Raw genomic sequence first — 25118 nt, 5'->3', positions numbered from 1 at the left:
AGTGTGAATACATCCTCAAATCCCGGGCATTATGTCTGAAATGTCCGGCCTGGCGGAGGCTGACCAGGACTTTTCCGCTGTTCTCGCTGACTCCGGCGGACTTGCCCGCTAGTCTCCGAGCAGTGGGGGCACCCCCACACCCTTTAGGTAGTGGGGGACAACGGGCAAGCGTGTTGCTCGTAGCTCCCCTGGTGTGGGGCGACTAGGTTCCTCACCGGTCCGTATCCGACAGTTCGACATCCGAGGTGACGTAGGCGTGGCTCTTCCGCCCCTTACCCCTGAACAGCGCGCAGCCGCGCTCGAAAAGGCCGCCGCGGCTCGCCGGGAGCGGGCCGAGGTCAAGAATCGACTGAAGCACTCCGGCGCCTCTCTCCACGAGGTCATCAAGCAGGGCCAGGAAAACGACGTCATCGGCAAGATGAAGGTCTCCGCCCTGCTCGAGTCCCTACCGGGCGTGGGCAAGGTCCGCGCCAAGCAGATCATGGAGCGACTCGGGATCTCCGAGAGCCGCCGCGTGCGTGGCCTCGGTTCCAACCAGATCGCCTCCCTGGAGCGCGAGTTCGGCAGCACCGGCTCCTGATCACCGGGCCGCCCGGGACGGCCGTCCCGGGCAACCTGCGATTGCTGGAATAATCGCTGCATGGCTGCAACATTCCGGGGGACGACCCCCGAGCCCCCGGACGTACGTCCGCGGCTGACCGTGCTCTCCGGCCCCTCCGGGGTCGGCAAGAGCACGGTCGTCGCCCATATGCGCAAGGAACACCCCGAGGTCTGGCTCTCGGTGTCGGCGACCACCCGAAAGCCCCGCCCCGGCGAGCGGCACGGGGTCCACTACTTCTTCGTCTCCGACGAGGAGATGGACAAGCTGATCGCCAACGGCGAGCTCCTGGAGTGGGCCGAATTCGCCGGCAACCGCTACGGCACCCCGCGTGCGGCCGTGCTGGAGCATCTCGAATCCGGCGTCCCGGTCCTCCTGGAGATCGACCTCCAGGGCGCCCGGCAGGTCCGCGAGACCATGCCGGACGGCCGGCTGGTGTTCCTGGCCCCGCCCTCCTGGGAGGAGCTGGTGCGCAGGCTCACCGGACGCGGCACCGAGGCGCCCGAGGTCATCGAGCGCCGTCTGGACGCGGCCAAGATCGAACTCGCGGCCGAGCCGGAGTTCGACGAAACCCTGGTCAACACCTCCGTCGAGGACGTGGCGCGCGAGCTGCTAGCCTTGATGGACGTTGTGTGATCGTTGCTGATCATTCAGACTGAATCTTTCCCATCCATCGGAAGGCAGAGCGTGTCCTCTTCCATCACCGCGCCCGAGGGCATCATCAACCCTCCGATCGACGAGCTTCTCGAGGCCACCGACTCGAAGTACAGCCTGGTGATCTACGCGGCCAAGCGCGCCCGTCAGATCAACGCGTACTACTCGCAGCTCGGCGAGGGCCTCCTCGAGTACGTCGGTCCGCTCGTCGACACCCACGTCCACGAGAAGCCGCTCTCCATCGCCCTGCGCGAGATCAACGCGGGTCTGCTGACCTCCGAGGCCATCGAAGGCCCGGCGCAGTAGTACTTTCATTTTGCAGTTGCTTTATCCACAGGCCCGGCGCACGACTGCCGGGCCTGTGGTGTGTCATGGAGCCGTGGACGCAACGAGTGGAGGACCGGTGAGCAAGCCGAAGGTCGTGCTGGGGGTCAGCGGTGGCATCGCCGCCTACAAGGCCTGTGAGCTGCTGAGAAGGTTCACGGAGTCCGGTCATGACGTCCGGGTCGTGCCCACCGCCTCCGCGCTGCACTTCGTCGGCGCCGCCACCTGGTCCGCCCTCTCCGGCAACCCCGTCTCCACCGAGGTCTGGGACCACGTCGAAGAGGTCCCGCACGTCCGTATCGGCCAGCACGCCGACCTGGTCGTGGTCGCCCCCGCCACCGCCGACATGCTCGCCAAGGCGGCCCACGGCCTCGCCGACGACCTGCTGACCAACACCCTCCTCACCGCCCGCTGCCCGGTCGTCTTCGCCCCCGCGATGCACACGGAGATGTGGGAGCACCCGGCCACCCGGGAGAACGTGGCCACGCTGCGCCGCCGCGGCGCCGTCGTGATCGAACCGGCGGTCGGCCGCCTCACCGGCGTCGACACCGGCAAGGGCCGGCTGCCCGACCCGGCGGAGATCTTCGAGGCCTGCCGCCGGGTGCTGGCCCGGGGCGTCACCGAACCCGACCTCACGGGCCGCCACGTCGTGATCTCCGCCGGCGGCACCCGCGAGCCCCTCGACCCCGTCCGCTTCCTCGGCAACCGCTCCTCCGGCAAGCAGGGCTACGCCCTCGCGCGCACGGCCGCCGCGCGGGGCGCCCGGGTGACCCTGGTCGCGGCGAACACCACCGGCCTGCCCGACCCGGCCGGTGTGGACATCGTCCCGGTCGGCACGGCCGTACAGCTGCGCGAGGCGGTGCTGAAGGCGGCCGCCGACGCCGACGCCGTGGTGATGGCCGCCGCCGTCGCCGACTTCCGCCCCGCGGTCTACGCGGCCGGGAAGATCAAGAAGAAGGACGACCAGGATCCCGAGCCGATCGTCCTGGTGCGGAATCCGGACATCCTCGCGGAGATCTCGGCCGACCGGGCGCGGCCCGGACAGGTGATCGTCGGCTTCGCCGCCGAGACCGACGACGTCCTGGCCAACGGACGCACCAAGCTCACCCGCAAGGGCTGTGACCTGCTCGTGGTGAACGAGGTGGGGGAGCGTAAGACCTTCGGCTCGGAGGAGAACGAGGCCGTGGTGCTGGGCGCCGACGGCAGCGAGACGCCTGTGCCGCACGGGCCCAAGGAGGCCTTGGCCGACATAGTGTGGGACCTGGTCGCGGCCCGTTTGGGTTAACTTTTTTCAGTCATATGTCAACTTCTCCGGAGCCCACATTGCGGCCCGGTGGCACTGGCCAAGGCCGCCGGCCATTGGGCAGAATGCCCGTGCCGCAGGTCACAGCACTCCCGAGTGTCGAGACACGTGGGCCGCGGCAGAGTGCGACCGATAAACTGTTCTCGGACGACGCCCGGGTGCAGCCCCCGTCGTCCGCCAATGATCAGCCAGCAGCCGCTGCAACCCCAGGGAGCGTTGTGTCCCGTCGCCTGTTCACCTCGGAGTCCGTGACCGAGGGTCACCCCGACAAGATCGCTGACCAGATCAGCGACACCATTCTCGACGCGCTTCTGCGCGAGGACCCGACTTCCCGGGTCGCCGTCGAGACGCTGATCACCACCGGCCTGGTGCATGTGGCCGGCGAGGTCACGACCAAGACGTACGCGGACATCGCGACGCTGGTCCGCAACAAGATCCTCGAGATCGGCTACGACTCGTCGAAGAAGGGCTTCGACGGCGCGTCCTGCGGCGTCTCGGTCTCGATCGGCGCGCAGTCCCCCGACATCGCGCAGGGCGTGGACACGGCCTACGAGAACCGCGTCGAGGGCGACGAGGACGAGCTCGACAAGCAAGGCGCGGGCGACCAGGGCCTGATGTTCGGCTACGCGACCGACGAGACGCCCACCCTGATGCCGCTGCCGATCTTCCTGGCGCACCGCCTGTCGAAGCGGCTCTCCGAGGTCCGCAAGAACGGCACCATCCCCTACCTGCGCCCGGACGGCAAGACGCAGGTCACCATCGAGTACGACGGCGACAAGGCCGTCCGCCTCGACACGGTCGTGGTCTCCAGCCAGCACGCCTCGGACATCGACCTGGAGTCGCTGCTCGCCCCCGACGTCCGCGAGTTCGTCGTGGAGCCGGAGCTGAAGGCCCTGCTGGACGAGGGCATCAAGCTCGACACCGAGGGCTACCGCCTCCTGGTCAACCCGACCGGCCGTTTCGAGATCGGCGGCCCGATGGGTGACGCGGGTCTGACCGGCCGCAAGATCATCATCGACACGTACGGCGGCATGGCCCGCCACGGCGGCGGCGCCTTCTCCGGCAAGGACCCGTCCAAGGTCGACCGCTCCGCCGCGTACGCGATGCGCTGGGTCGCCAAGAACGTGGTGGCCGCCGGTCTGGCGTCCCGCTGCGAGGTCCAGGTCGCGTACGCGATCGGCAAGGCCGAGCCCGTCGGTCTCTTCGTCGAGACCTTCGGCACCGCCAAGATCGACCACGAGAAGATCGAGAAGGCGATCGACGAGGTCTTCGACCTCCGCCCGGCCGCGATCATCCGCGACCTCGATCTGCTCCGCCCGATCTACTCCCAGACCGCCGCGTACGGCCACTTCGGCCGTGAGCTCCCCGACTTCACCTGGGAGCGCACGGACCGCGTGGAGGCCCTGCGCAACGCCGCGGGTCTCTGAGGCAGGCAAGCAGTACGACTGACGTCGGCTCCCGTCACCACCGCTCGGTGGTGACGGGAGCCGACGACGTTGTGTGGGGCCGACGGATCGACCGGTCCGCCCCTAGGCCACGCGCGGCTGCTCCGTGTCGGCGTCCGCCGCGGTCGCCGTGAGGGGTGCGTCGCCGACCGCCCGGTGTTCGGCTCCTGCCACAGCCACGTCTGACATCGCTGTCTCCCGCTTCGTACATGTACGTGAATTGCAGTCACGTAGATGGGCAGATTAGGGAGGCTGATCTTCCGGGTCAATGACCTGAACCTGTGGGCATGTATGTGAACAGTGGGCGGCGGTGACAGAACGCCGGTCCGTGGCCCGGCCGTTGTCAGTGGCGTTTGGTAAAAATGCAAGCGTGAGCAGCGAGAACGGGCAGGGGAGCGGCGGCGCCGGAGGGGCGCCGCCGGAACAGCTCGCGCTCATCCGGGAGAGCGTGCGGGAGGCCAAGGCGCCCCGGGCCAAGCCGCGTACCTGGCGGGGGGCCGCGCTCGCCGAGCGGCTGCCGGTCGCGCGGGTGCTCGTGGACAAGGGCGTGCTGCATCTCGACCGGTATTTCGACTACGCCGTCCCGGCCGAGCTGGACGCTGACGCGCAGCCGGGGGTGCGGGTGCGGGTGCGGTTCGGTGCCGGGCGGCACCGGGTGCGGGACGGACGCCGGGAGGGCGGCGGGCTCATCGACGGGTTCCTGGTCGAGCGGCTCGCCGAGTCCGACTACCCGGGGCCGCTGGCCGCACTGGCCCAGGTCGTGTCGCCCGAGCCCGTGCTGAGCGAGGAACTGCTGCGGCTCGCACGGGCGGTCGCCGACCGGTACGCGGGAAGTCTCGCGGACGTGCTGCAACTGGCCGTGCCGCCGCGCAGCGCGCGGGCCGAGAAACGCCCGTCGCCCGAGCCGCTGCCACCCCCGTCCGTGCCGGACGCCGGTTCCTGGGCGCGGTACGAGCGAGGGGCCGCGTTCATCGAGTCGCTGGCCTCCGGCGGCGCGCCGCGCGCGGTGTGGAACGCGCTGCCGGGGCCCGGGTGGAGCGAGGAGCTCGCGCGGGCCGTCGCCGCCACGCTCGCCTCAGGACGCGGCGCGCTCGTCGTCGTACCGGACGGGCGAGCCGCCGCGCGGGTCGACGCCGCGCTGACCGAGGTTCTCGGAGCGGGGCGGCACGCGCTGCTCACCGCCGACGCCGGCCCCGAGAAGCGGTACGCGCAGTGGCTGGCCGTCAGTCGCGGGTCGGTGCGGGCGGTGGTGGGCACGCGGGCGGCCATGTTCGCGCCCGTACGGGACCTCGGACTCGTCGCCATCTGGGACGACGGCGACGACAGCCACAGCGAGCCGCACGCCCCGCAGCCGCACACCCGGGACGTCCTGTTGCTGCGCGCCGCGCTGGACAGGTGCGGCTTCCTGCTGGGGAGCTGGAGCTGCACGGTGGAGGCCGCACAGCTCGTGGAGAACGGCTGGGCGCGCCCCCTGGTGGCAGGGCGGGAACAGGTACGACAGGCCGCGCCCCTGGTGCGGACCGTGGGGGACGGCGACCTCGCGCGGGACGAGGCGGCACGGGCCGCGCGGTTGCCGACGCTCGCCTGGCAGGCCGTCCGGGAGGGGCTGCGGCACGGGCCGGTGCTGGTGCAGGTGCCCCGGCGCGGCTATGTGCCCCGGATGGCCTGCGACCGGTGCCGGGCACCCGCGCGCTGCCGGCACTGCGCCGGACCGCTGGAGGCACAGGACGCCGGGGTGCTGCGGTGCGGATGGTGCGGACGCGAGGAGCGCGACTGGCACTGCCCCGAGTGCGGCGGCTTCCGGCTGCGCGCCCAGGTGGTCGGGGCCCGGCGGACCGCCGAGGAACTGGGGCGGGCCTTTCCCGCCGTGCCGGTACGGACCTCCGGGCGTGAACATGTGCTGGACACCGTGCCCGGGGCGCCCGCACTGGTCGTGAGCACACCGGGCGCCGAACCGGTCGCCGAGGGCGGCTATGCGGCGGCCCTGCTGCTGGACGGCTGGGCCATGCTGGGGCGGCCGGATCTGCGCGCCGGTGAGGACGCGCTGCGCCGGTGGCTCGCGGCGGGAGCGCTGGTGCGGCCGCAGGGGGACGGGGGGACCGTGGTCGTCGTCGCGGAGCCGACGCTGCGACCGGTGCAGGCGCTGGTGCGGTGGGACCCGGTCGGGCACGCGGTGCGCGAGCTGGGCGAGCGGGCCGAGCTGGGCTTCCCGCCGGTGTCGCGGATGGCGGCCGTGTCGGGCCCGGCCGAGGCGCTGGCAGAGTTCCTCGGCGCGACTGAACTGCCCTCGGACGCGGAGGTGTTGGGGCCGGTCCCACTGCCCGTGGTGCGGGCCGGGGCGCCCCGGCGGGTAGGTGCGCCGCCACCCGGGGAGCACTGGGAGCGGGCGCTGGTACGGGTGCCGCCGGGGAGCGGCGCTGCGCTCGCGACCGCGCTGAAGGCGGCTCAGGCCGCGCGGATGGCGCGGGGGAGCGGGGAGGCGGTGCGGGTGCGGGTCGACCCGCCCGACATCGGCTGACAGCGGGGTGTGACCCGGTGCGGGGAAGGGAGACGGGTGCGTCTACGGCTGCCCTCCCGGATGCTTGCCGGGAGGGCGGAGGGCGGGCGGGACAACCCTTCGGCGCCCGTGGTGCGGATCGGCTGTAGCGGGGGCGTCTGTCGATGCGTGCGTCAGCTGTTGAGTACGTCAGCCGTTGGGTGCGTCAGCCGTTGGGTGCGTCAGCCGTTGCGCGGGCCGGGGAAGGCCGTCGGCCTCGCCTCGTCGCGGAGGGTGGGGCTGCCCGCGGTCGGCTGGGTCGGCATGGAGCGGGCGGCCGGGACCGTCGGTACGGTGGGCAGGCCGGGCAGGCCGGGGCCCACATTGATCGTGCGGGTGCCCGACGGCTCCCCCGTCAGTTCGGCCTCGGTGGGCGCCGCCTGGGGCGTGGCGCGGCGGGCGCCGTAACGGCGGTGCACCGCCTGCTTGGTGACTCCGAGCGCGGAGCCGACCGCGTCCCACGAGAAGCCGAGTGAGCGGTCGAAGTCCACGGCGGCCGTGACCAGGGTTTCGACACTGTCCCGGAGTTCCTGGGCGAGTCGGACCGTCGGGGCGGGGGCGCGTCCGTAGACGACGAAGCCCGTGGACGGGCCCGAGCGGCGTGGGCGGTAGACGTTGCCCAACTGGGCGGTGAGCGTGCGCAGTGCGTCCACCTGGCGGCGGACCCGCTCGATGTCCCGCACCAACAAGTGCAGGCTGGCCCGGGCCTGGGCGTCGTGGGTTGCGTGGTCGGCCATGAACAAGCCTCTCGAACCGGCGGTGAAAGGAATGGGCCGCGCGTATGCGGCCCGTTGTGGTCAACTCTGTCTTGACCAACGCGTGGGCGCTCCGCTGGTCACGGTGTGGGGGCGTATGGGCATATGCGTACGCCGGGTGGCTCGCTGTGCACCACCCGATTCTTCTCCCACCCGCGCACCGCCCGTTCGCGGTTGGCTGAGAGGTTGAGCGACCTGTGGGGGTGGTTCACCGTCGGCGGCTTTCCGTTTTGGTTCTCCCGCCCGCGCACCGCCCGTTTGCGGTTGGCTGAGAGGTCGAGCGACCTGTGGGGGTGGTTCGTCGTTGGCGGGTTGCGGGTTGCGGGCTGGGGGGTTGGTTTGGGGATGCGGCATAGACTTGTGCGTTGCCCGTAAGTGATGCCGTCCGAGAGGCCCTCAGCCGCCCATGAAGCTTGTCTTCGCCGGTACCCCCGAAGTCGCCGTTCCCGCACTGGACGCTCTCATCGCCTCCGGGCGGCACGAGGTGGCCGCCGTGGTCACGCGGCCCGACGCACCGGCCGGGCGGGGGCGCAGGCTGGTCGCTTCTCCCGTGGCCGAGCGGGCGATGGAGGCCGGGATCGAGGTGCTGAGGCCGGTCAAGCCGCGGGACCCGGAGTTTCTGGAGCGGTTGGCCGCCATCGCTCCCGACTGCTGCCCGGTGGTGGCGTACGGGGCGCTTCTGCCGCGCGTCGCTCTCGACGTACCGGCCCACGGCTGGGTCAATCTGCACTTCTCGCTGCTTCCCGCATGGCGGGGCGCCGCCCCCGTCCAGCACTCCATCATGGCGGGGGACGAGATCACCGGCGCCTCCACCTTCCTCATCGAGGAGGGGCTCGACTCCGGGCCTGTCTACGGGACCGTCACCGAGGAGATCCGGCCCACCGACACCAGCGGCGACCTGCTCACCCGGCTCGCCTTCGCCGGGTCCGGACTGCTCGCCGCGACCATGGACGGGATCGAGGACGGCACGCTCAAGGCCGTACCGCAGCCCGCCGAGGGGATCACCCTCGCCCCGAAGATCACCGTCGAGGACGCCAAGGTCGAGTGGTCGACGCCCGCGCTGCGTGTCGACCGGGTGGTGCGTGGCTGCACCCCCGCCCCCGGCGCCTGGACCACCTTCCGCGGTGAGCGGCTCAAGCTGATCCACGTCACGCCGGTGCCCGAGCGGACCGATCTCGCGCCGGCCCAGATCGCCGTCGGCAAGAACAGCGTGCACGTGGGGACGGGGTCGTACGCCGTCGAACTGCTCTGGGTGCAGGCCCAGGGCAAGAAGCCGATGCGGGCCGCCGACTGGGCGCGCGGCGTCCGCATCGGCGCCGGGGAGACCCTCGGCGCCTGAGCCCCCTTCTCAGCAGCGGCTTTCCGGCGTGCCCGGCGTACGCTGGAAGCCGCATCATTCCCGTACCCGGAGCACCTTTTACGTGAGCGAGCAGTCCCGGCGGCCGCACAAGCCCGCCAAGCCCTACCGCCGTCCCCAGAAGGACCCCGTCCGCATCCTCGCCTTCGAGGCGCTGCGCGCCGTGGACGAGCGGGACGCGTACGCCAACCTCGTGCTGCCGCCGCTGCTGCGCAAGGCACGGGAGAAGGAGGGGCCCGAGAAGTTCGACGGACGGGACGCCGCGCTCGCGACCGAGCTGGTCTACGGGACGCTGCGCCGGCAGGGGACGTACGACGCGATCATCGCCGAGTGCATCGACCGGCCGTTGCGCGAGGTCGACCCGCCGGTGCTGGACGTGCTCAGTCTGGGAGTGCATCAGCTGCTCGGGACCCGCATTCCCACCCACGCCGCCGTCTCCGCCTCCGTCGAACTGGCCCGGGTGGTGCTGGGCGACGGCCGGGCCAAGTTCGTCAACGCCGTGCTGCGCAAGGTCGCGCAGGACGATCTGGAGGGGTGGATCGCCCGCGTCGCGCCCCCCTACGACGACGATCCCGAGGACCATCTCGCCGTCGTGCACTCGCACCCGCGATGGGTCGTCTCCGCGCTCTGGGACTCGCTGGGCGGCGGACGTGCGGGGATCGAGAAGCTGCTGGCGGCCGACAACGAACGGCCCGAGGTGACGCTGGTCGCCCGGCCGGGACGGGCCACCGCCGAGGAACTGCTCGGCGAGGAGGCCGCCGTACCGGGGCGCTGGTCGCCGTACGCCGTGCGGCTCACCGAGGGCGGGGAGCCCGGCGCCGTCCCGGCCGTGCACGAGGGCCGGGCCGGTGTGCAGGACGAGGGCAGTCAGCTGGTCGCCCTCGCGCTGGCCAACGCGCCGATCGACGGCCCCGACCAGAAGTGGCTGGACGGCTGCGCCGGACCCGGCGGCAAGGCCGCGCTGCTGGCCGCCCTCGCCGCCGAGCGCGGGGCCGCGCTGCTCGCCTCCGAGAAGCAGCCGCACCGGGCCGGGCTGGTCGAGAAGGCGCTGCGCGGCAACCCGGGGCCGTACCAGGTCATCGCCGCGGACGGGACGCGACCGCCGTGGCGCCCCGGCACGTTCGACCGGGTTCTGATGGACGTGCCGTGCACAGGGCTCGGCGCGCTGCGCCGTCGGCCCGAGGCGCGGTGGCGCCGTCGTCCCGAGGACCTCGACAACTTCGCCCCGCTGCAGCGCGCCCTGCTGCGCACGGCCATCGACTCGGTGCGGGTGGGCGGGATCGTCGGCTACGCCACCTGCTCGCCGCACCTCGCGGAGACGCGCGCGGTGGTCCAGGACGTCCTCAAGCAGCGCCCGGACACGGAGCTCGTCGACGCCCGTCCGCTGCTGCCCGGCGTGCCGGACCTGGGCGACGGTCCCGACGTACAGCTCTGGCCCCATCTGCACGGCACGGACGCGATGTATCTGGCCCTGATCCGACGCACCGGCTGACGGGTCGGCTGACGGGCCGGAAAAGAAAACCGCGAAAAAGTCCGGCGGCGATGTCGAGAATCCGTCGCCGGCTCCGTCCCCGGGGTGAACGCGACCACAATGGGTCGCACCAGCACCGAGGAGAACCACCATGGCCAAGTACCTGCTGCTGAAGCACTACCGTGGCGCCCCGGCCCCGGTCAACAACATCCCCATGGACAAGTGGACGCCGGAGGAGATCTCGGCCCACATCCAGTACATGAACGACTTCGCGGCCCGGCTGGAGAAGACCGGCGAGTTCGTGGACGGCCAGGCGCTCGCCCCCGAGGGACAGTGGGTCCGGTACGACGGTGAGGGGCGCCCGCCGGTCACCGACGGCCCGTTCGCGGAGACGAAGGACCTCATCGCCGGCTGGATGATCATCGACGTCGACAGCCACGAACGCGCCGTCGAGCTGGCCGGGGAGCTGTCGGCCGCTCCCGGAGCGGGCGGCAGGCCGATCCACGAGTGGCTGGAGGTGCGCCCCTTCCTGGCCGCGCCGCCCACCATCCCGGAGTGCACCATCCATGGATGAGGCCCTGCTCAGGAGCCTCACACCAGGTGTGCTCGCCGTTCTCGTCCGCCGCGGAGCAGACTTCGCGGCGGCCGAGGACGCCGTCCAGGACGCGCTGGTCGAGGCGGTCCACAGCTGGCCCGCCGACCCGCCGCGGGACGCGAAGGGCTGGCTGGTCACCGTGGCCTGGCGCAAGTTCCTCGACGCGGCCCGGGCGGACACCGCCCGCCGCCGGCGCGAGGACCGCGTGGACGAGGAGCCGCCGGCCGGGCCCACGTCCTCGGCGGACGACACCCTTCAGCTCTACTTCCTCTGCGCCCACCCCTCCCTCACCCCGTCCTCCGCGGTCGCGCTCACCCTGCGTGCCGTCGGCGGCCTCACCACCCGCCAGATCGCCCGGGCCTACCTGGTGCCCGAGGCCACCATGGCCCAGCGCATCAGCCGGGCCAAGCGAACCGTCTCCGGTGTCCGCCTCGACCGGCCCGGCGATGTCGCCACCGTGCTGCGCGTCCTCTACCTGGTCTTCAACGAGGGCTACTCCGGGGACATCGACCTCGCAGCCGAGGCCATCCGGCTCACCCGGCAGCTCGCGGCCGCGATCGACCACCCCGAGGCGGCCGGGCTGCTCGCCCTCATGCTGCTCCACCACGCCCGGCGCGCCGCCCGCACCGCGCCCGACGGCAGCCTGGTACCGCTGGCCGAGCAGGACCGCGGCCGCTGGGACACCGTGTCGATCGCGGAGGGCATCGAGATCCTGCAGGCGGCCCTCGCACGCGACCGGCTCGGCGAGTTCCAGGCCCAGGCGGCCATCGCGGCCCTCCACGCGGACGCGCCCACCGCCGAGGAGACCGACTGGGTCCAGATCGTCGAGTGGTACGACGAACTGACACGCCTGACCGACAGCCCGGTCGTCCGCCTCAACCGCGCGGTCGCCGTCGGCGAGGCGGACGGAGCACAGGCCGGCCTGGCCGCACTCGCCGAACTCGACGACTCCCTGCCCCGCCACACCGCGGTGGCGGCCCACCTCCACGAACGCGCCGGGGACAGGCCGACAGCAGCCCGCCTGTACGCGGAGGCAGCCCGCAAGGCCCCCAACCTCGCGGAACGAGACCACCTGACCCGCCAGGCCGCCCGACTCAATGCTTGTAAGTAGGCGGCGTTCAGAGCTTATAAGTAGGCGCCGTTCGGACGCGCCCCTTCAGTGGCGCGGGGAACTGCGCGCTCAGCCCCCACGCACCCGCACCGACCTCACAACCCCCACCACCCCCGAACCCCACTCGGCCCAACCCGGCAGGGCATGGCACGCTTGGGGCATGGCCGCGCAGATCAACCCCAGCATCCTGTCCGCCGACTTCGCCCGCCTCGCGGACGAGGCGAAGGCGGTCGAAGGCGCCGACTGGCTCCACGTCGACGTCATGGACAACCACTTCGTCCCGAACCTCACGCTCGGCGTGCCGGTCGTAGAATCCCTGGCCCGTGCTACGGACATCCCGCTGGACTGCCACCTGATGATCGAGGCCCCCGATCGGTGGGCACCCCAGTACGTCGAAGCGGGTGCTTCCTCGGTCACCTTCCACGTCGAGGCGGCGGCCGCCCCGGTGCGGCTGGCCCGCGAGATCCGGGCGAAGGGCGCCCGCGCCTCCATGGCGCTCAAGCCCGCCACGCCCATCGAGCCGTACGAGGACCTGCTCCCGGAGCTCGACATGCTGCTGATCATGACGGTGGAGCCCGGTTTCGGTGGTCAGGCGTTCCTCGACATCATGCTGCCGAAGATCCGCCGCACCCGCGAGCTGATCAGCAAGCACGGACTGGAGTTGTGGCTGCAGGTCGACGGCGGAGTCTCGGCGTCGACGATCGAGAGGTGCGCGGAGGCAGGAGCCGACGTTTTCGTGGCTGGTTCGGCGGTGTACGGGGCAAACGACCCGGCAGAGGCGGTACGTGCACTACGCACCCAGGCGGAGTCGGCCACCGCTCGGGCGTCGTGGGCGTGCGACCACTGAGGTACGGGAACGTGAACGGCTCCGATCAGGGCTGATCAAGTGCGCCGGATCTGCAAGGATGAACGGCGTATCCAGAGTGTGAACAGCAGTGAGGAGATGGCCGTGTCGGGTATGTCGGCGGGCCGGTCAGCCATGCGGATGGGACCCGCTGAGCTGGTGCAGGCGGCGGCCATGGCCCGCCGCTTCTACCTCGAGGGCAAGTCCAAGATCCAGATCGCTGAGGAGTTCGGCGTCAGCCGCTTCAAAGTGGCCCGGGTACTGGAGACTGCCCTCGAAAGGGATCTCGTACGCATCGAGATCCGTGTGCCCGCCGAACTGGACGCCGAGCGCTCCGACGCGCTCCGCGCCCGCTACGGCCTGCGGCACGCCGTCGTGGTCGAGTCCCCGGCCGAGGCCGAGGAGACCCCGGATCCGGAGAACCTCGGCGAGGTCGCCGCGGACCTGCTCGGCGAGCTCGTCAACGAGGGGGATGTGCTCGGCCTGGCCTGGGGCCGGTCCACCATCCACATGGCGGCGGCGCTGGACCGGCTGCCGCCGTGCACCGTGGTGCAGTTGACGGGCGTGTACGACGCCGGGACCTCCGAACGCGGCTCGGTCGAGGCCGTCCGGCGCGCCGCCCAGGTGTCGGGCGGCGACGCGCACCCGATCTACGCGCCGATGCTGCTGCCGGACGCGGCCACCGCGGCCGCGCTGCGCAACCAGACCGGGATCGCCCGGGCCTTCGAGTACTTCGACAAGGTCACGGTCGCCTGTGTCTCCATCGGCTCCTGGGAGCCCGGCATCTCCACGGTGCACGACATGCTCAGCGACGAGGAGCGGGCGCACTACGCCACGCTCGGTGTCGCCGCCGAGATGGCCGCGCACCTCTTCGACGCCGAGGGCCGCCGGGTCGGACGGGACCTGGGGGAGCGGTGCATCACGGTCAAGGCCGACCAGCTGCGCCGTATCCCCGAGGTCGTCGCGATCGCGGGCGGGCAGCGCAAGGCGGCCGCGATCGACGCGGTGCTGAGGTCGGGGCTGGTCACCAGCCTCGTCACCGACACCTCGGCCGCGGACTATCTGATGACGGCGGGCAACACGCCCAAGTCGACGCTGAACCGCTCCGACCCGGACGGTTCCTGACGGAGAACGCGGCATCGCCGCGGCGGCGTCGGTGACAACGCTGCCGCGGCGCTTCGCGTGCCGGCATCAGGGTGCCGCGCCGGTCACGGACCGTCGGCCAGCGCCGCGTCGATCAGGATCGCCGCCGCCTGCCGGGCGACGGCGCCCGCCGACGGGTCGCGGTCCATCCGCGCGGACACCCCGCCCCCGTCGTACAGCAGGTGCAGCTGGCGGCCGAGCGCCTCGGGATCCGGGGCGCCGGCGTCCCTCGCGAGGTCGGTGAGCAGGGCCCGGACCCAGGCGCGGGAGGTGTCGGAGGCCTCTTCGATGGCGCTGCCGTGCTTGGCCTCGGCGCTGGCCGCCACGAAGGCGCACCCGTGGTAGTCGTTCTGGACGAACAGTGCGGCCTGTGCGTCGAAGACGGCCAGCAGCCGGTCCCGCGGGGTGTCGGCGCCGTTGACGCCGCGCAGCAGCCGCTCGGTCAGTTTGGCGTGCCGGGAGTCGAGGTAGGCGCGGATGAGCTGTTCCTTGCCGCCGAAGGTGTTGTACAGCGAGGCTTTGGCGACTCCGGCGTGCTCGATGATCCGGTCGATGCCGACCGACTGCACGCCCTCCGCGTAGAACAGCTCGTTCGCGGCCGAGAGCAGCCGCTCCCGGGCGGTAGGGGCCTTGGCACTCAACGTCTTCGTCACGCCACTCACCTTCTCGACACTTCCAGTCTACGACTGACCAGACCGGTCTACTCAGTCAGCGCCCGACGCGTTCCAGCCGCTCCGCCGGGACGCCACCGGACGCCACCTTCACGCCCGGCGCGCTCTGCGGCCTGCCGCGCAGCAGCAGGGCGGCGAGGGCCAGCAGCGCCAGGGCGATGACCACCGCGCCGTACTCCTCGGAGGTCGGGAGCAGCCCGCCGCCGTGCACCACCAGCGCACCGGCGACGACGGACGGGACGCCCATGCCGAGGTAGGCCACGACGAACAGCAGGGACAGTACGCCGGAGCTCTCGTGCGGCTTGGTCAGCGGCAGCACGGTGCGGATGCCGCCCTGGAAGCCGCTGCCGAAGCCGACGCCGGCGACTGCCGTACCGACGAAGAACAGCGCGGGTGTGCTCGTGGCGACGGCCACCAGGGTGAGCGCGACGCCGGCGATCAGCGCGCCGATGCCGGTGTACATCACGGTCGTCGCCGCGGCCTTGCGCAGGGCGAGGACGGAGGCGGCCGACACGAACGCGAGGACGAAGAGACCGAGCCCGCCGTAGACCGCGGAGGTGGAGCCGACGAGGGTGCGGACCAGGGCGGGGCCCAGGGAGCCGTAGAACCCGGCGAGCGCCCAGACCGCGAAGACGACCGGGGCCGCCGCCAGGGCCGCGCCGCGGACCGTGCGCGGGAGCCTGATCTCGGGCACCAGGCTGGCCAGGGCTCCCGGCTGCTTGGTGACGGTCTCGTCGATCAGGGCGAGGGCGACGGCCTGGACCGCGAACACGCCGAGCAGGCCGAGGTAGATCGTGTGGGTGGGGGCCGGCAGGTACTGCACGACCAGGCCGCTGAGCAGGGCCCCCGTCGCGGTGCCGAGGCCGGGGGCGAAGGCGTTCGCCACCGTGCCGCGGGAGCGGTTGAGGTCCATCATCGCGGCGCCGACCGCACCGAGCGCGGCACCGGTCGACAGGCCCTGCACGACGCGGGCGGCGAGCAGTTCGCCGACACCGCCGGCGGTCGAGAACATCACCATCGCGGCGGCCTGGGCGGCGATCGCGGTGATCAGCACGGGCCTGCGGCCGACGTGGTCGGAGAGCTTGCCGAGGACCAGCAGGCCGGAGAGCACGGCGATCGCGTAGACGCCGAAGACGACGGTGGTGGTGATCGGGGTGAAGCCCCATTCGGCCTGGTAGGTCGCGTAGAGCGGGGTCGGCGCGCTGGAGGCGGCGAGGAAGGAGACGACGACGGAGGCGAGCACGTAGAACGCCGCGCGCGGCGGGATCGGCCTGCGCCGTGCCGTGGTGCGCTCGGTGCGCTCATGTAGTGCGGGGTGGTTCATCGGAGATCCTTCGCGGGGACGGGGCCGAAGTTCGTCGGAAGTTCGTCGGATCGGAGGTGCTGCTTGAGTAGACCTGTCTGTCTACCTGGCGTGGTCAACCGCATAGACAGGTCTGTCTGTTCCGTCGGCGCGAAAAAATCTTCGGACCGTTCCTCGGACGGTCCCTCCAGGCGGTTCCGTCAGGCCGCGCGAGGCTCGTGGAACGCGGGCGGAACGGCCCGCTCGGCCTGGCCGCGGCAGGGGCTGGTCGAGGACTTCTCCGGCAGCGTCGGGAAGATCGACGTACCGGTCCTGGTGCTGGCCGGCAGCGACGACAAGGTCGATCCGCCCCAGGTGCTGCGCGAACACCTGCTCCCCCTGGTCCCCACCGCGACCCTCACCGAACTGGACGGGGTCGGCCATCTGTCCCCGCTGGAGGCGCCGGACCTGGTCGCCCGGCGGCTCGGGGAGTTCCTCCGGTCCCGGTGACCGCCGGCCCGGGGCGGCCGACGGCGGCGCCCGTGCGCGGTCCTCACCCGTTCATGTGATGCCGGACGGGCGGGCACCCGTGATGTGATCAGGCACGCCCGGGCCGATGCCGGTGTCCCGGGAGAGACGGACCGGCGGGACCGGCGTCTTCTTCTCCGGCTCCTCTCCGGCTCCTCTCCGGTTCTACTCCGGTTCTACTCTGGCTCTTCTCGGGTTCCTCTCCGGCAGTCCGGACGCCGCCGCGTGGAGCGTCTTCATCGACCGAAGGCCGAACAACCCCGAGGATGTGCCCGAGTATGAGTACGCCAGGCCGAGCGCCGATCACATCCGGAGGATGCGTTGACCACTGGACCCCAGCCCGGGCCGGGAGCGGAACCACAGCCGGTACTCGGCCCGTTGACCACAGCCGCGATCTTCCTGGTGGTCACCGTCCGCCCCGGCGGCGAGGAACGGGCACGGGAGCTGCTGGGTGATCTGAGCGCGCTGCGGCGCAGCTTCGGGTTCGGTGCGCCGGAAGCCGCCCTGAGCTGTGTGGCCGGGATCGGCTCGGCCGCCTGGGACCGTCTGTTCGACCATCCCCGCCCGGCCGGCCTGCACCCCTTCCAGCCCCTGGACGGACCCCGGCACAGCGCGGTGGCCACCCCGGGCGACCTGCTCTTCCACATCCGGGCCACCCGGTTCGACCTGTGCTTCGGGCTCGCCGCCGAGATCGTGCACCGGCTGCGCGACGCGGTGACCGTCGAGGACGAGGTGCAGGGCTTCAAGTACCTCGACGCCCGCGACCTGCTGGGCTTCGTCGACGGCACCGAGAACCCGGTGGGCGCCGCCGCCCGCCGGGCCGTGCTGATCGGCCAGGAGGACCCCGCGCACGCCGGCGGCACCTATGTGATCGTGCAGAAGTACCTCCACGACCTCGACGCCTGGAACGCGCTGCCGGTCGAGACGCAGGAGCGGATCATCGGCCGTACCAAGCTCACCAACATCGAACTGGACGAGCCGACCTCCCACAAGGGCCTGAACACGGTCACCGGACCTGACGGCGAGGAGCTGAAGATCCTGCGCGACAACATGCCCTTCGGCAGCCCCGGCCGCGGCGAGTTCGGCACCTACTTCATCGGCTACGCCGGTACGCCGGACGTCATCGAGCGCATGCTCCGCAACATGTTCCTCGGCACGGCGGACGCCACCCACGACCGGATCCTCGACTTCTCCACGGCGGTCACCGGCACGCTCTTCTTCGTGCCCTCCGGTGACTTCCTCGACGACCTGCCCGCGGCCCCCGAGGCCACCGAGAAGGGATGACGCGATGTCCGCGCATGTGATCGTGCTGCCGGGCGGCGGCTATGTGCAGCACGCCGAGCACGAGGCCGAACCGGTGGCCGAGTGGCTGGGCGGGCTGGGCCTGGCGGCGAGCGTCTTCCGGTATCCGCTCAACGCGCGGCATCCCGTACCGCTCAACGCACTTCGCAGCGAGATCGCGCGGCTGCGGGCCGAGGGCGCCGGCACGATCGGGCTCATGGGCTTCTCGGCCGGCGGGCATCTCGCGGGCCTCGCCGCCCTCGCCCCCGACCGCGACGAGCGGACGTCGGTCCAGTTCGCCGTGCTCGGCTATGCGATCACCTCGATGGAGACCGAGACCTACCGGCCCTCCCAGCTCGTCCTGCTGGGCGAGGACGCCTCGCCGGAGCTGCGCCGGGCCACCTCGCTCGACGCCCTGGTGACCCCGTCCGCTCCGCCGTTCTTCCTCTGGCACACGGCCGAGGACCCCTATGTCCTGCCCGAGCACACCTACCGCCTGGCCACGGCCCTGGCCGCCCACGACGTGCCCCACACCACGCATGTCTACCCGCACGGCCCGCACAGCCTGGGCCTCGCCCGGGGCGCGGGCGAGGCGGCTACCTGGACCCGCTCCGCGGCGGACTGGATCGCCGAACGGACCGGCGCCGCCTGACCCGGGTGCCGCATTGTCACCCGGCCGCCGGTGGGATCTACTACGGGGGTCCGCTACACCGGTGATCCCCACAACTCCTCCCGGACGGTGCTGAGATGACGACGAGTCCGCATCTGGTCACGCTCGACCTCACCGGGGTCGGCGACAAGGCCGCCCTGATGGACCGGGCCGTCTTTGCCCTGAACCTGCCCGACTGGTTCGGCCGCAACTGGGACGCCCTCGCCGACAGCCTCCGTGACCCCTCGGTCTGGCCGCCGGAGGCCGCGGAACGCGGGCTCCTCGTCGTCGTCACCGGCTGGCAGGGGTACGCGCGGACCCGGCCGGACGAGTGGAAGGTCGCCCAGGACGTCTTCGCGCAGGCGGTCGGCGACGAACCGGCCCTGACGGTGGCCCTGGCCCTCGGCTGACGCCCCGGGTGCCTTGGACGTTCCTCTGAAGCGCCCCTGACCAGCCTGGATGTTCGTCCCGGGCATCACATACCGGTCGCCATGGGAGAATGAAGTACGTGCTCTTCCCCTTGGCCGGCCGGTCCGGGGGTCACCTCTGATCGACCGGGATGTGCGGCACGTGCGTTTCCTCAATGACATCCAGCCCGCGTACGACCTGACGTACGACGACGTCTTCATGGTGCCGAGCCGCTCCGCGGTCGGCTCGCGTCAGGGCGTGGACCTCAGCTCGCCGGACGGCACGGGCACCACGATCCCGCTGGTCGTCGCCAACATGACCGCGATCGCGGGCCGGCGGATGGCCGAGACGATGGCGCGGCGCGGCGGACTCGTCGTGATCCCGCAGGACATCCCGATCGACGTGGTCACCGATGTCATCACCTGGGTGAAGAGCCGTCACCTGGTGCTCGACACCCCGATCGTGCTCGCCCCGCACCAGACCGTCGCCGACGCGCTGGCCCTGCTGCCCAAGCGGGCGCACAACGCGGGTGTCGTCGTCGACGAGGACGGCCGCCCCGTCGGTGTCGTCACCGACCGCGACCTCACCGGCGTCGACCGCTTCACCCAGCTCATCGAGGTCATGTCCCGCGACCTGCTGCTGCTCGACGCGGACATCGACCCGCGCGAGGCGTTCAACAAGCTGGACGCGGCCAACCGCCGCTACGCCCCGGCCGTCGACCAGGACGGCAAGCTCGCGGGCATCCTCACCCGCAAGGGCGCCCTGCGCGCCACCCTGTACACCCCGGCGACCGACGCGAACGGCAGGCTGCGCGTCGCCGCCGCCGTCGGCGTCAACGGCGACTTCGCGGAAAAGGCCAAGCAGCTGCTCGACGCGGGCGTGGACACGCTCGTCATCGACACCGCGCACGGCCACCAGGAGTCGATGATCAACGCGATCAAGCTGGTCCGCGATCTCGACCCGCACGTTCCGATCGTGGCCGGCAACATCGTCTCCGCCGAGGGCGTCAAGGACCTCATCGACGCGGGCGCCGACATCATCAAGGTCGGTGTGGGCCCCGGCGCCATGTGCACCACCCGGATGATGACCGGCGTGGGCCGGCCGCAGTTCTCCGCGGTCCTGGAGTGCGCCGCCGAGGCGAAGAAGTACGGCAAGCACGTGTGGGCCGACGGCGGCGTCCGGCACCCGCGCGACGTCGCCATGGCGCTGGCCGCCGGTGCGTCCAACGTGATGGTCGGCTCCTGGTTCGCGGGCACGTACGAGTCGCCGGGCGACCTTCAGCAGGACGCCGACGGCCGGCTGTACAAGGAGTCCTTCGGCATGGCGTCGGCGCGGGCGGTGCGCAACCGCACGTCGGAGGAGTCGTCCTACGACCGCGCGCGCAAGGCGCTCTTCGAGGAGGGCATCTCGACCTCCCGGATGTACCTCGACCCGGCCCGCCCGGGTGTCGAGGACCTGATCGACTCGATCATCGCGGGCGTGCGGTCCTCCTGCACATACGCCGGTGCGGCGTCCCTGGAGGAGTTCGCGGAGAAGGCGATCGTGGGCATCCAGAGCGCGGCCGGTTACGCAGAGGGCAAGCCACTGCACGCGAGCTGGAGCTAGCCGCCCGCCTTGCCGGGGGTGCCGTGGCCGGATGGTGGCCGGGCTCGTGCTCTACTTCGTGTACGGCTGCCGCCGGTCCCGTCCTGCACCATCTGAGAGCTGAACGACCCCTTGCTGAACGATCTCGACGAACGCATCGTGCACGCCCTCGCCGAGGACGCCCGCCGCTCCTACGCGGACATCGGGCTACTGGTCGGCCTGTCCGCGCCGGCGGTGAAACGGCGTGTGGACCGGCTGCGCGCCACCGGCGCGATCACGGGCTTCACCGTGCGGGTGGATCCGGCGGCCCTCGGCTGGGAGACGGAGGGGTTCGTCGAGATCTACTGCCGGCGCAACACGTCCCCGGAGACGATCCAGCGGGGGCTGGAGCGGTACCAGGAGGTGGTGGCCGCGTCCACGGTCACCGGTGAGGCCGACGCGATCGTGCAGGTCTTCGCGTCGGACATGCGGCACTTCGAGAGGGTGCTGGAGCGGATCGCGGGGGAGCCGTTCGTGGAGCGGACCAAGTCGGTGCTGGTGCTGTCGCCGTTGCTGAGGCGGTTCTCCTCGGGGGCGCCGGGGTGAGGGAGCGGGCGGGGCAGAGCTCGGGCGGTGCGGTTGCGTCCCGGGTGCGGGTGGTTCGTGGCTGGTCGCGCAGTTCCCCGCGCCCCTGAAGGTGGGACCAGCTCAGCCCCTTTCAGGGGCGCGGGGAACTGCGCGAACAACCCCCACCGGGCCGCAACCGCACCCCCACCCCCTACTCCGCGGTCTTCCTCGCCAGCGCGTTGTTTCCGATGGAGTTGTGCACACTGAAGCTCACCGCGTCCGAGCGGTAGCGGTCGTCCGACCATTCCACCGGGCGCCCCTCGCGGGTCGTCGTCACGCGTCGCACCCGCAGCAACGGGCTCGTACGGCGGATGCCGAGCAACTCCGCGTCCTGCGCCCCCGCCGCCACCGCGTCGATGACATGTTCGCCGTACGCGAAGACCAACCCCGTCTCCTCGTACAGGCGTTGGGTCACCGACGGGCACTCCGGCTCTATCGACTCCACTGCCGGGGCGATCCAGTCGGCGTACACCGTCCGCTCCAGCAACACCGGCTCGCCGTCCAGGCCGCGTACTCGGAGCACGTGCAACACCGGTGTTCCGGCCGCAAGTTGGAGGCGCACGGCGTCCTCCTGCGCAGCAGGCCGGTACTCCTGGGACACCACCCGGCCCGTCGCCTCGCGGCCCATCGCCTTCGCCCACTGCGCGAAGCTGCGCAGCTCCGCGAAGCTCTGGCTGCGGCGGCTGGCCAGCACCACCCGGCGGGCGCCCTGGCGGGAGCCGATCAGCCCCTCGGAGGTGAGTGCCGCGACGGCCTGGCGGACCGTGCCGCGCGAGACGCCGTACTCCGTGGCGAGCTCCGTCTCCGAGGGCAGCCGACTGCCGACGGTGTACTCCTCGCGGTCGATGGCCCGCCGCAGTTCGTCGGCGATCTCCTCGTGTCGCGCCGTCATGCTTCCCCTCTGAGTAGGCCGCTGTGCACAGCGTGACCAGCGTAATCGACGTTCCCAGGTGATTCGTGTCAGCCCTGACCCGGCCTGGATTGTGCAGCGAATCTGGGTCCATGGTTCTTCCGTTGTTCATAGTCAGGACATCCACGCCGGGCGTACTGTGAGCCAACTTGTTCAGACAAGTTCGCGTCACCCCACCCTCGTGCGCACTCCTGGAGAGACCGTGACCGTGTCCCTGCCGAGAACCGTCCTGCTGGGCGGCTCCCTCGCCGCCGTAGCCGCGCTCGCCCTGAGCGGCTGCGGTGCAGCTCCCGACAACGCGTCGTCCACCACCTCCGGCGGCAAGAGCGCCGCCACCGCCACCTCCGCCGCCGACCTCGGCGGCATGGACAAGCTGGTCGCCGCCGCCAAGAAGGAGGGCACGCTGCACATCATCGCGGTGCCCCGCGACTGGGCGAACTACGGCGCCATCATCGACGGCTTCAAGAAGAAGTACGGCATCAAGATCGAGGACGAGAGCCCCGACGGCTCCAGCCAGGACGAGATCAACGCCGTGACCTCGCGCAAGGGCCAGGACCGGGCGCCGGACGTCCTCGACCTCGGCTCGTCGTTCGCGCTCAGCGCCGCCCAGCAGGGCCTGCTCGCGCCGTACAAGGTCACCTCCTACGACGACATCCCCGAGGGTCAGAAGGACCCGAAGGCCCAGTGGTACAACGACTACGGCGGCTACATCTCCATCGGCTGCGACGCCAAGCGCGTCAAGACCTGCCCGACCACCTTCGCCGACCTGCTCAAGCCGCAGTACAAGGGCCAGGTCGCCCTCAACGGCAACCCGACCAAGTCCGGTTCGGCGTTCGGCGGCGTGTACGCGGCCGCGCTCGCGAGCAAGGGCTCCTTCGACGACATCCAGCCCGGTCTCGACTTCTTCGCCAAGCTGAAGAAGAACGGCAACTACACGCCCGTCGAGTCCACCCCGGCCACCGTCGAGAAGGGCGAGACGCCCATCTCGATCGACTGGGACTACCTGAACGCCGGTTACGCCGACGAGTTCAAGTCCAAGGGCGTGGACTGGAAGGTCAGCATCCCGAGCGACGGGCAGTACGCCCAGTACTACTCGCAGGCCATCAACAAGGACGCCCCGCACCCGGCGGCCGCCCGCCTGTGGCAGGAGTACCTGTACAGCGCCGAGGGCCAGAACCTGTGGCTCAAGGGCTACGCCCGCCCGGTCCTGATGTCCGCCCTGGAGAAGGCCGGCACGCTCGACAAGACCGCCGCCGCCAAGCTCCCCGCGGTCACCGGCACGCCGGCCTTCCCGACCGAGGCCCAGCAGGACAAGGCAAAGACGGTCATCGCGCAGGGCTGGTCGAAGGCCGTATCCGGATGACGGCCACGCTCACGCGGGCCGACGTGGCGTCCGCCGCTTCCCAGAAGCGGCGGCGCCGCGCCCCCGGCTGGCTCGCGGTCGTCCCGCTGCTCGCCTTCACGGCGGTCGCCTTCGGGCTGCCCGCCATCGCCATGCTCAACGGCGCCTTCACGGTCAAGGACCCGACGAGCGGGGCGAGTTCGTACACCGGGCAGAACCTGACCAACTCGCTGCAGGGGCCGTACCTCACCGCCCTCATCGGCAGTGTGAAGCTGTCCGCGATCTCCGCCGTGATCGCGGTCCTGCTCGGACTGCCGCTCGCACAGGCCGTGGTCAGCTCGCGCTCCCGGGCGCTGCGCGACGCCGTGCTCACCGCCTCCGGTGTGCTCGCCAACTTCGGCGGTGTGCCGCTGGCGTTCGCGTTCGTGGCGACCCTCGGCAACGCCGGTGTGCTGACCGTGCACCTGGGCCTCGCGGACCACGGCTGGAGCCTCTACAGCTTCTGGGGCCTGGTCCTCGTCTACCTCTACTTCCTGATCCCGCTGATGGTCCTCACCATCACCCCGGCCCTGGACGGACTGCGGGGACAGTGGCGGGAGGCCGCGCGCAACAACGGCGCCACCGGCGTGCAGTACTGGCGGTTCGTGGCCCTGCCGGTCCTCGCGCCCTCGCTGCTCGGCGGGCTCGTGCTGCTCTTCGGCAGCGCCTTCGCCGCCTACGCCACCGCCGCGGCGATGGTCGGCAGCGCGGTCCCGCTGGTCACCCTCCAGATCGCCGACGCCATCTCCGGCAACGTGCTGGTCGGCCAGGAGAACGTGGCCCTCGCCCTGAGCCTCGACATGGTCCTGGTCGCCGGCCTGGTCATGGCGGTCTACCTGCCCCTGCAACGACGGAGCGCCCGATGGCTCGACGCCTGACCCCCTGGCGCTGGGCCGTCCTCGGCCTGGCCGCCCTCTACTTCCTCATCCCGATGGGCGCCTCCGTCCTCTTCACGGTGGACGTGCCCGGCCAGGGCATCACCTTCGACGCCTACACCCAGATCGTGTCCGCCGACGGCTTCGTCTCCAGCCTGCTGCTCTCGCTGGAGCTGGCGGTCGCCACCATCGCCGTCGTCCTGCTGCTGATGGTGCCCGCCGTGGTCGCCCTCCGGCTCAGCGCGCCCAGGCTGCGCCCGGTCGTCGAGATCGTCTGCTCGCTGCCGCTGGTGGTGCCGCCGATCGCGTTCGTGGCCGGCATCGTCACCGTGCTCAAGTGGGGGCCCGACCATCTGTCCAGGACCCCGCTGTTCGAGACCTTCGTCGCCGTCCAGAACCCGACCTTCCCGGTCGTCCTGGTCCTCGCCTACGTCGTGATGGCGCTGCCCTTCGTCTACCGGTCGCTGGACGCCGGACTGCGCGCGATCGACGTGCGCACCCTCGTCGAGGCCGCCCGCAGCTGCGGCGCCAACTGGCCGCAGGCCCTTGTCCGGGCCGTCCTGCCCAACCTGCGCGGGGCGCTGCTCAACGCGTCCTTCCTCACCCTGGCCCTGGTGCTCGGCGAGTTCACGGTCGCCCAGCTGCTCGGCTTCCAGCCGTTCGCCGTGTGGATCTACAACGTCGGTGGCTCCCAGGCCCAGATGTCCGTCGCCGTGTCCGTGCTCAGTCTCCTGGTGACCTGGGCCCTGCTCCTCGCGCTCGCCGGTGCCGGCGGCCGTGACCGAACCGCTTCCTCCCGGGGATGAA

General features: G+C 71.4%; 26 protein-coding genes. 22 read left to right on the top strand and 4 right to left on the bottom strand.

The window, feature by feature from the left end; genetic code table 11:
* The first annotated feature begins 256 nt into the window (after window positions 1-256).
* The 6 genes from ACIRR9_RS19815 to ACIRR9_RS19790 all read left to right on the top strand — a co-directional run bounded on the left by ACIRR9_RS19815 (window position 257) and on the right by ACIRR9_RS19790 (window position 6842).
* Window positions 257-580, top strand: a complete 324-nt coding sequence (locus tag ACIRR9_RS19815; RefSeq protein ID WP_003977346.1) for an integration host factor — start codon at window positions 257-259, stop codon at window positions 578-580.
* 60 nt (window positions 581-640) lie between these two features.
* A complete protein-coding gene (gmk, locus tag ACIRR9_RS19810; protein ID WP_123978538.1) occupies window positions 641-1234 on the top strand; it encodes a guanylate kinase in 594 nt (197 codons plus the stop codon).
* Window positions 1235-1285: 51 nt separating this feature from the next.
* A complete protein-coding gene (rpoZ, locus tag ACIRR9_RS19805) occupies window positions 1286-1558 on the top strand; it encodes a DNA-directed RNA polymerase subunit omega (protein WP_005319902.1) in 273 nt (90 codons plus the stop codon).
* A gap of 97 nt (window positions 1559-1655) precedes the next feature.
* Window positions 1656-2861 carry a bifunctional phosphopantothenoylcysteine decarboxylase/phosphopantothenate--cysteine ligase CoaBC gene (gene coaBC, locus ACIRR9_RS19800; RefSeq protein WP_403753322.1) on the top strand — a complete coding sequence of 402 codons (1206 nt, stop codon included), beginning with the start codon at window positions 1656-1658 and terminating at the stop codon, window positions 2859-2861.
* Between the two features lie 236 nt (window positions 2862-3097).
* Entirely contained in the window at window positions 3098-4306 is a 1209-nt protein-coding gene (metK, locus tag ACIRR9_RS19795) for a methionine adenosyltransferase (RefSeq protein ID WP_403753319.1), read from the top strand.
* 388 nt (window positions 4307-4694) lie between these two features.
* Window positions 4695-6842 carry a primosomal protein N' gene (locus tag ACIRR9_RS19790; RefSeq protein ID WP_403753315.1) on the top strand — a complete coding sequence of 716 codons (2148 nt, stop codon included), beginning with the start codon at window positions 4695-4697 and terminating at the stop codon, window positions 6840-6842.
* 200 nt (window positions 6843-7042) lie between these two features.
* Here ACIRR9_RS19790 and ACIRR9_RS19785 read toward each other — a convergent pair whose 3' ends face one another.
* Window positions 7043-7597 carry a hypothetical protein gene (locus tag ACIRR9_RS19785; protein WP_403753312.1) on the bottom strand — a complete coding sequence of 185 codons (555 nt, stop codon included), beginning with the start codon at window positions 7595-7597 and terminating at the stop codon, window positions 7043-7045.
* A 424-nt stretch (window positions 7598-8021) separates the two neighbouring features.
* Between ACIRR9_RS19785 and fmt the strand changes: the two genes are divergently transcribed.
* The 6 genes from fmt (at window position 8022) to ACIRR9_RS19755 (ending at window position 14118) form a co-directional block, all read left to right on the top strand.
* Window positions 8022-8954 (top strand): methionyl-tRNA formyltransferase, encoded by a 933-nt coding sequence (fmt, locus tag ACIRR9_RS19780; protein WP_403753309.1) that lies wholly within the window; start codon window positions 8022-8024, stop codon window positions 8952-8954.
* Between the two features lie 82 nt (window positions 8955-9036).
* Complete coding sequence (locus ACIRR9_RS19775; RefSeq protein ID WP_403753306.1) at window positions 9037-10464, top strand: RsmB/NOP family class I SAM-dependent RNA methyltransferase; 1428 nt, start codon at window positions 9037-9039, stop codon at window positions 10462-10464.
* A 130-nt stretch (window positions 10465-10594) separates the two neighbouring features.
* The gene (locus tag ACIRR9_RS19770) at window positions 10595-11017 is read left to right on the top strand and encodes a YciI family protein (RefSeq protein ID WP_365343025.1); all 423 of its coding nucleotides are present in this window, start codon (window positions 10595-10597) and stop codon (window positions 11015-11017) included.
* The gene (locus tag ACIRR9_RS19765; protein WP_365343027.1) at window positions 11010-12149 is read left to right on the top strand and encodes a DUF6596 domain-containing protein; all 1140 of its coding nucleotides are present in this window, start codon (window positions 11010-11012) and stop codon (window positions 12147-12149) included. The genes ACIRR9_RS19770 and ACIRR9_RS19765 overlap by 8 nt, the downstream gene beginning before the upstream one ends.
* Before the next feature lie 160 nt (window positions 12150-12309).
* Window positions 12310-12996, top strand: coding sequence for a ribulose-phosphate 3-epimerase (rpe, locus tag ACIRR9_RS19760; RefSeq protein WP_123978547.1), 687 nt, complete (start codon window positions 12310-12312; stop codon window positions 12994-12996).
* Window positions 12997-13074: 78 nt separating this feature from the next.
* Window positions 13075-14118, top strand: a complete 1044-nt coding sequence (locus ACIRR9_RS19755) for a sugar-binding domain-containing protein (RefSeq protein ID WP_365343029.1) — start codon at window positions 13075-13077, stop codon at window positions 14116-14118.
* Between the two features lie 83 nt (window positions 14119-14201).
* Here ACIRR9_RS19755 and ACIRR9_RS19750 read toward each other — a convergent pair whose 3' ends face one another.
* Together ACIRR9_RS19750 and ACIRR9_RS19745 are read right to left on the bottom strand one after the other, a co-directional pair.
* A complete protein-coding gene (locus tag ACIRR9_RS19750) occupies window positions 14202-14789 on the bottom strand; it encodes a TetR/AcrR family transcriptional regulator (protein ID WP_403753301.1) in 588 nt (195 codons plus the stop codon).
* Between the two features lie 55 nt (window positions 14790-14844).
* On the bottom strand, window positions 14845-16131 hold the full coding sequence (locus ACIRR9_RS19745; protein WP_403753298.1) for an MFS transporter: 1287 nt from the start codon (window positions 16129-16131) through the stop codon (window positions 14845-14847).
* 90 nt (window positions 16132-16221) lie between these two features.
* Here ACIRR9_RS19745 and ACIRR9_RS19740 point away from each other — a divergent pair, with 90 nt between their 5' ends.
* From ACIRR9_RS19740 to ACIRR9_RS19710, 7 genes are all read left to right on the top strand, one after another.
* Window positions 16222-16599 (top strand): alpha/beta fold hydrolase, encoded by a 378-nt coding sequence (locus ACIRR9_RS19740; RefSeq protein WP_403753296.1) that lies wholly within the window; start codon window positions 16222-16224, stop codon window positions 16597-16599.
* A 106-nt stretch (window positions 16600-16705) separates the two neighbouring features.
* Complete coding sequence (locus tag ACIRR9_RS19735) at window positions 16706-16942, top strand: hypothetical protein (protein WP_403753293.1); 237 nt, start codon at window positions 16706-16708, stop codon at window positions 16940-16942.
* Window positions 16939-17901 carry a Dyp-type peroxidase gene (locus ACIRR9_RS19730; RefSeq protein WP_403753290.1) on the top strand — a complete coding sequence of 321 codons (963 nt, stop codon included), beginning with the start codon at window positions 16939-16941 and terminating at the stop codon, window positions 17899-17901. Before ACIRR9_RS19735 ends, ACIRR9_RS19730 begins: the two co-directional genes overlap by 4 nt.
* Window positions 17902-17905: 4 nt before the next feature.
* Window positions 17906-18550 carry an alpha/beta hydrolase gene (locus ACIRR9_RS19725; protein WP_403753287.1) on the top strand — a complete coding sequence of 215 codons (645 nt, stop codon included), beginning with the start codon at window positions 17906-17908 and terminating at the stop codon, window positions 18548-18550.
* Window positions 18551-18645: 95 nt separating this feature from the next.
* Entirely contained in the window at window positions 18646-18957 is a 312-nt protein-coding gene (locus ACIRR9_RS19720) for a barstar family protein (protein WP_365343041.1), read from the top strand.
* Between the two features lie 160 nt (window positions 18958-19117).
* On the top strand, window positions 19118-20560 hold the full coding sequence (locus ACIRR9_RS19715; RefSeq protein ID WP_403753283.1) for a GuaB1 family IMP dehydrogenase-related protein: 1443 nt from the start codon (window positions 19118-19120) through the stop codon (window positions 20558-20560).
* 111 nt (window positions 20561-20671) lie between these two features.
* Window positions 20672-21124, top strand: coding sequence for an Lrp/AsnC family transcriptional regulator (locus ACIRR9_RS19710; protein WP_403753280.1), 453 nt, complete (start codon window positions 20672-20674; stop codon window positions 21122-21124).
* 172 nt (window positions 21125-21296) lie between these two features.
* Here ACIRR9_RS19710 and ACIRR9_RS19705 read toward each other — a convergent pair whose 3' ends face one another.
* Window positions 21297-22037: a GntR family transcriptional regulator gene (locus ACIRR9_RS19705; protein WP_365343045.1), complete on the bottom strand. Its 741-nt coding sequence runs from the start codon at window positions 22035-22037 to the stop codon at window positions 21297-21299.
* 220 nt (window positions 22038-22257) lie between these two features.
* On the opposite strand from ACIRR9_RS19705, the gene ACIRR9_RS19700 reads away from it, so the two are divergent.
* From ACIRR9_RS19700 to ACIRR9_RS19690, 3 genes are read left to right on the top strand one after another with little or no spacing between them, the layout of a single operon-like run.
* Window positions 22258-23418 carry an ABC transporter substrate-binding protein gene (locus ACIRR9_RS19700; RefSeq protein ID WP_403258109.1) on the top strand — a complete coding sequence of 387 codons (1161 nt, stop codon included), beginning with the start codon at window positions 22258-22260 and terminating at the stop codon, window positions 23416-23418.
* Window positions 23415-24314, top strand: coding sequence for an ABC transporter permease (locus ACIRR9_RS19695; protein ID WP_403753276.1), 900 nt, complete (start codon window positions 23415-23417; stop codon window positions 24312-24314). The genes ACIRR9_RS19700 and ACIRR9_RS19695 overlap by 4 nt, the downstream gene beginning before the upstream one ends.
* Window positions 24299-25117, top strand: a complete 819-nt coding sequence (locus ACIRR9_RS19690; RefSeq protein ID WP_403753273.1) for an ABC transporter permease — start codon at window positions 24299-24301, stop codon at window positions 25115-25117. The genes ACIRR9_RS19695 and ACIRR9_RS19690 overlap by 16 nt, the downstream gene beginning before the upstream one ends.
* Window position 25118 lies beyond the last annotated feature (1 nt).

The organism is Streptomyces sp. NPDC101234 (assembly GCF_044767525.1).
Lineage (GTDB): Bacteria > Actinomycetota > Actinomycetes > Streptomycetales > Streptomycetaceae > Streptomyces > Streptomyces sasae.
The sequence above is the reverse complement of the archived record's forward strand: the minus strand, read 5'-3'. Positions and strand labels throughout refer to the sequence as shown.